The organism is Actinomycetospora sp. (assembly GCF_055612215.1).
Genome location: NZ_JBVPVA010000610.1, coordinates 1 through 5,524, shown reverse-complemented (window position 1 = coordinate 5,524; position 5,524 = coordinate 1). Strand labels below are relative to the sequence as shown.

Annotated in this window: 8 protein-coding genes; 7 read left to right on the top strand and 1 reads right to left on the bottom strand. The window is 72.5% G+C overall.

Annotated features, from left to right (window positions below):
• Nucleotides 1–433: 433 nt before the first annotated feature.
• The 4 genes from AC0CYZ_RS16880 to AC0CYZ_RS16865 all read left to right on the top strand — a co-directional run bounded on the left by AC0CYZ_RS16880 (nt 434) and on the right by AC0CYZ_RS16865 (nt 3,246).
• Nucleotides 434–1,090: a DUF1326 domain-containing protein gene (locus tag AC0CYZ_RS16880; protein ID WP_472217385.1), complete on the top strand. Its 657-nt coding sequence runs from the start codon at nt 434–436 to the stop codon at nt 1,088–1,090.
• A 4-nt stretch (nt 1,091–1,094) separates the two neighbouring features.
• Nucleotides 1,095–1,907, top strand: a complete 813-nt coding sequence (locus tag AC0CYZ_RS16875) for a DUF2182 domain-containing protein (protein WP_472217383.1) — start codon at nt 1,095–1,097, stop codon at nt 1,905–1,907.
• A 203-nt stretch (nt 1,908–2,110) separates the two neighbouring features.
• Nucleotides 2,111–2,839, top strand: a complete 729-nt coding sequence (locus tag AC0CYZ_RS16870; RefSeq protein ID WP_472217381.1) for a TetR family transcriptional regulator — start codon at nt 2,111–2,113, stop codon at nt 2,837–2,839.
• A gap of 188 nt (nt 2,840–3,027) precedes the next feature.
• Entirely contained in the window at nt 3,028–3,246 is a 219-nt protein-coding gene (locus AC0CYZ_RS16865) for a DUF7455 domain-containing protein (RefSeq protein ID WP_472217379.1), read from the top strand.
• A 36-nt stretch (nt 3,247–3,282) separates the two neighbouring features.
• Here AC0CYZ_RS16865 and AC0CYZ_RS16860 read toward each other — a convergent pair whose 3' ends face one another.
• Entirely contained in the window at nt 3,283–3,720 is a 438-nt protein-coding gene (locus AC0CYZ_RS16860) for an SRPBCC family protein (protein WP_472217377.1), read from the bottom strand.
• A gap of 73 nt (nt 3,721–3,793) precedes the next feature.
• On the opposite strand from AC0CYZ_RS16860, the gene AC0CYZ_RS16855 reads away from it, so the two are divergent.
• From AC0CYZ_RS16855 to AC0CYZ_RS16845, 3 genes are all read left to right on the top strand, one after another.
• Complete coding sequence (locus AC0CYZ_RS16855; RefSeq protein ID WP_472217375.1) at nt 3,794–4,372, top strand: TetR/AcrR family transcriptional regulator; 579 nt, start codon at nt 3,794–3,796, stop codon at nt 4,370–4,372.
• Between the two features lie 10 nt (nt 4,373–4,382).
• Nucleotides 4,383–4,688 (top strand): putative quinol monooxygenase, encoded by a 306-nt coding sequence (locus tag AC0CYZ_RS16850; protein WP_472217373.1) that lies wholly within the window; start codon nt 4,383–4,385, stop codon nt 4,686–4,688.
• 55 nt (nt 4,689–4,743) lie between these two features.
• Nucleotides 4,744–5,524, top strand: a 781-nt coding sequence (locus AC0CYZ_RS16845) for an FAD-dependent monooxygenase (protein ID WP_472217371.1), incomplete at its 3' end; no start/stop codon positions are given.

Here is a 5,524-nt window from a genome sequence, read left to right as displayed (position 1 = left end):
GCCCCGCCGGGGCCGGGCGTCGCTCCGTGCTGCTCGCCGTCGGCCTCCTCGTCGCGGGGACGGGACTGCTGACCGTCTCCGAGTCCGGGCAGGCCCACGCCGTCGGCGTCCTCGCCCTGGCCGCCGCCGCCGCGGCGGGCGTCGCGGCGGCCCGGCCCTGGGCACTGGACGGGACGACGGAGTCCTCGCCACCCCGGTGCGAGATAGGCGCTGCCCGCCGGTCGGCCGCCCGGAACGTCCGCTGCCGCCGGTCGGAATCCGGTCGGTGGCGACGAGCTCCCGATCCCCACGGAAGCGTCCACGGGTTCCGTGGTGCGGGACGGCGGATTCGAGATCGGAATCGTCCTTCCCGCGATCCGTGACGCTGAGTGGGAGAACGATCGCGGTCGGAGTCGGTCTTGCATTCCGAGCTCATGTCCCCTTGACACGCCGCATGGTGCGCGGGACGGTCGTTCCCCCTTCGGACGGGTGGGAATGGGGAGCGACGATGTCGTGGAACCTGCGGGGCAGCTATGTCGAGACGTGCTCGTGCGAGTTGATGTGCCCGTGCAATCTCTCCTTCGATCACGGAGCGACCTACGACTTCTGCCGAGCGAGCCTGGTCTTCGACATCCGTGAGGGCACCGTCGAGGGCACCGACATCGCCGGCAGCAAGGTCGCGATCATCATCGACACCCCGAAGGTGATGACCGACGGCAACTGGCGCGTCGGCGTCTTCGTGGGTGACGAGGCGAGCGAGGGCCAGTTCGAGCAGCTCGTCCGGGTGTTCAGCGGTCAGCTCGGGGGCCCGATGGCAGGCCTCGCACCGCTCATCGGCGAGATGCTCGGAGCCGAGCGCGCGACGATCGAGATCGACCACGACGGCCTGCGCCACGCGGTGCGGATCAGTGGCGGCATCGAGTTCGAGATCGAGGACATCGTGCCGTTCGGAGTGGAATCCGGAGAGCCGGTGAGGTTCTCCGGGATGTTCCATCCCGTGGCGTCGGACCTCACGATGGCCGAGGCCAGGCGATCACGCATCAGTGCCTTCGGTATCGAGTACGAAGGAAAGACCGGCTTGTCGACGTCCGACTTCTCCTGGGCGGCCTGAGACGGTGACCGCCGGATCGTCCCGCCGATCGGTGGTCGAGGAGGGGCCGCGCCCGGCGCTCTCCGCCGTCCGGTGGCGCATCGGCCTGGTGCTGTCGTTGTTCGTGCTCGCCGCCGTCGGCTGGTGGTGGACGGCCGGTCAGATGCAGGGAATGGACGGCGGACCGTGGACCGGCCTCGGTGGGTTCTGGTGGTTCGTACTCGTCTGGCTCGTGATGATGGCGGCGATGATGTTCCCGTCGGTCGCGCCGACCGTCGCTCTCCACGCCCGCATGACCCGTGAGCGGGCGCCCCTGGCGCCACCGATGTTCACCGCGGGCTATCTCCTGACGTGGACCGCTGCCGGAGCGGCGGCGTGGGTGATCGCCGCGGCCGCGCGCTGGCTGGCCGGGGATGTCCTGACCTGGGACCAGGGAGGGCGCGCGCTGGCCGCCGTGGCCCTGATCTCCGCGGGCGCCTACCAGCTCACGCCGCTGAAGAACGTCTGCCTGAGCAAGTGCCGGAGCCCCCTCGGATTCCTGCTCAGCTCGTGGCGCGACGGGCCGATCGGCGGATTGCGGATGGGCGCGAAGCTCGGCGGATGGTGCCTGGGCTGTTGCTGGGCACTCATGCTCGCGCTGTTCGCCCTCGGCGTCATGAACATCGCGTGGATGGCGTTCATCGCGGGACTGATCGCGATCGAGAAGCTCCTGCCGTGGCGCCTCGTGGCCAACTACGGCGTCGCGGTGGTGCTGACCGTCCTCGGTCTGCTCGTGCTCCTCGACCCGACCGTCGTGCCGTGGCTGACGATCCCGACCGGCCCCGTCATGGTGATGTGACCAGCTCCTGTGCTCCGGAAAAGAGGACGTGGCGCCACCGGTGCGCGCCGATGGCGCCACGGGGACGGTCGGCCCCGTGACCGGGGCCGAACCGCCCTACCTGACCAGTCCAGGCCGGAAGCCCCCCACCGTCCGGCCTGGCCCCCCACTCAGGCACCCTCTACCCTCGAAACATACCGCCTGGTACGGAGAAGGCAAACCCGATGATGGCCGACCCGCGCTCCGACGACCCCCCGCCTCCTCCCGGAACAGATGGCTCGACCGGTCGTGCCCGCGACGGCCGACGACAGGAGCGCGCGACGGCCACCCGCCACGCCCTGCTGGTGGCCGCCGGCGAGCAGTTCGCCGTGCACGGCTACCACGCCACCAGCCTCAACGACCTGTTGAGCGGGGCGCCGGGCAGCAAGGGCGCGCTGTACTTCCACTTCCCGTCCAAGCGCGCCGTCGCCACCGCGCTGGTCGAGGAGATGGCCGCTTCCTGGGACGCCGTCGTGTCCGCCGCGGAACGCGACGCACCCGACCCGCTCCGCGCCGTCATCGCGATGACCGACATCGTGGTGGTCCGCCTGGACGACCCGATCGTGCGCGGGGCGGCCCGCGTCCTGCGCGACCAGGTCGTGGACCGACCCACCCTCGCCGAGATGAGTGCCGGCTGGGAGGCCGAGCTCGCACGGCTGTTCGTCCTCGCGGCCGAGCAGCACCTGCTCGAGCCCGCGGTCGACCCGGCGTGGGCCGCCCACGAGGTCGTCGTCAGCCTGGCGGGCCGCGCCACCCTGCTCGAGTCGCTGAGTCCGAAGCAGGAGCTCTGGGACCGGATGGACCACTTCTGGACCGGGTTCCTCCCACTCGTCGCCACCGAGACCTGGTGTGAGGGCTGGGACGTGAGGAGCTGGACGGCCCGTCCTCACCCGCCGTCCGGCCTGGGCCGCTGACCGTGCCGGCACCGGAGTCGTCGCGGTGCCCTCGCCATGATCAACCGCCTACCCGGTCGGCGACCGATCCGGAACGGGGGTTGGCCCTCGCCTCCCGGAGGGGCCGCTCCCTCCCCGTGGAGCACCTGTCGGCGCAGCCTGGGAGTCGCACGGACGAGCCGACAGCCGACACGACAGGGACGAGCGTCATGACCGAGATCCACGAGAACCCGCACCAGACCGCCCGGGAGGCCTGCGACCGCTGCCCGGCGCGGGCCGCGTTCGTCGCGGTCCTGCCCGCAGGTGGCGAGCTCCTGTTCTGCGGCCACCACCACCGGGCCCACCGCGAGCGCCTCGCGTCGCACGGCGCACTCGTGTCGCCGCTCCCGGGGCGTTCCGCGCTTCACGCCGTCGGCGACGCCGCGTAGGGACGTCCGCCCACCGCGTGGGGCGCCGCCACCCTCCTACCGTGGGAGCCGCCCCGCCCGATCCTCCGCGTCGGCCTTGAGTCCGGCGGCCTCGAGCTCGAGGTAGCGCCGCGTGAGCGAGCCGAGGACGAGCGCCACCACGGGAGCGAGCAGCCCGGTCTGGGTGACGGTGAGGACGATCCGGCTCCCGCCGCTCGAGGGCCGGACCTGGTGGACACCCTCGGTCGCGACGCCCGCACTGCGGGTCGTCCAGGTGAACGAGCGTCCGTTCTCGAGCTCGGTCACCGTCCAGGTCTGGGTCGGGAGTCGCGGCTGCGTGACCGCCGCGCGCCGGCCGAGGGCCAGCTCCCCGTCCAGGAGGGTCACCGAGGTGATCGACGAGGTCCACCGGGGCCAGGACCCGACGTCGACGACCGCTTCCCAGAGTGTCTCCGGAGCCGCGTCGACGTCACGACCCACCACGATCGAGCGCATGAACCAGATGGTACACATGCGGACCGCCGGGCTGCTCCGTCGCCCGCGTCCCGGCCGACCTACCGTCACGGCCATGACGTCTCCCGAGGCGACCCGCATGCTCGCGGCGGCGGTCGAGCACTTCGCCGCGCAGGGCGTCGAGGACCGCAGCCTGCGGGCGATCGCGGCCGCGATCGGCACCAGCCACCGGATGGTGATCTACCACTTCGGCTCGCGGGAGGGTCTGCTCGCGGCCGTCGTCGGTGTGGTCGAGGCGCGCCAGCGCGACCTGCTCGCCGAGGTCACGGCCACGGTCGAGGCGGGTGGTGACCCCGGGGAGGCGCTGCGGGCGTTCTGGGCGCGCGTGCTCGACGCCGGACTGGTCCACGGCCCGCTGTTCTTCGAGCTGTCCGTCCACGCGATGCGCGACCAGCCGCACGCCCGGTCGTTGCGCGAGTCGCTCGTCGACCCGTGGCTGGACGCGCTCACGGTGCTCCTCGACCGCCTCCTCGAGGGCGATCGGGAGGACGACCGGGCGCGTCGGGCGCGGGCACGCCTGGGTCTCGCCGTCGCTCGCGGGCTGCTCCACGACGTCCTGATCACCGGGGAGACCGACGCCGCGACCGAGGCCATGTCCGCGTGGATCGACCTCGTCGTCGGGACGGCCCAGTAGGGTCGACGACGTGGACCAACCGGTACAGGTCATCGTCGCGGGCCACCTGGTCGTCGCGGCCGGCCGGCGCGAGGCGTACCTGGCGGGCTGCGTCGCGGTCGTCGAGCAGGCGCGCACGGCGCCGGGCTGCCTCGACTTCTCGCTCACCGCCGACCTGCTCGACCCGACCCGGATCAACATCCTCGAGCGGTGGGAGTCCCGGGCCGAGGTCGAGGCCTTCCGGGGCAGCGGGACGGGTGACGAGCAGGCCGCGGACATCGTGTCCGCCTCGGTGGCCGAGTACGACGTCGCGGCGGTCCGCTCCCTGACCGGCTGACGGTGCGCCCCCGTACGATCCGGATCCCGATCCGGAGGGACGACCAGGGGGTGCGGTGAGCGGTACCAGGGTGTTGGTCGCCGGGGCGAGCATCGCGGGGCCGGCGCTGGCCCACTGGCTGCACCGACGGGGCGCCGAGGTGACCGTGGTGGAGCGGGCCCCCGGACTGCGGCCCGGCGGGCAGGCGGTGGACGCCCGCGGGGTGGCGAAGGAGGTCATCCGGCGCATGGGGCTCGACGCCGCGGTGCGTGCGGCCCGCACCGAGACCGCCGGCGCCTACACCGTGGACGCGGACGGGACCGTGCTGGACACCTACCGAGCGGACGACGACGGCGGCGACGGGTTCATCGCGGAGATCGAGATCCTGCGCGGGGACCTGTCGCGCGTGCTCCACGACGACACCCGTGGCGCGGTCGAGTACGTCTTCGGCGACCGGATCGCCGAGCTGCACCAGGACCCGGACGGCGTCGACGTGGCCTTCGCGGGCGGCGACCGGCGGCGCTTCGACCTCGTGGTCGGGGCGGACGGGCTGCACTCGGCGCTGCGGGCGATGGTGTTCGGGCCGCGCGAGCGGTACATCCGGCACCTCGGGCACGTGATGGCCTTCTACAGCGTGCCCAACGAGTTCGGGCTGGACCGCTGGTTGATCGACCACCAGGACTCCGCGTCCGGGCGGTCCGCCGGCCTGCGGCCCATCCGCGACGCCACCCAGGGGATGGCGATGTTCTCCTTCCCCGCGGTCGACTTCGACTTCGACGTCGACTTCCGCGACGTCGACGCGCAGAAGCGCCTTCTGCGGGAACGGATGGCCGGTCTGGGCTGGCAGACCCCGCGGC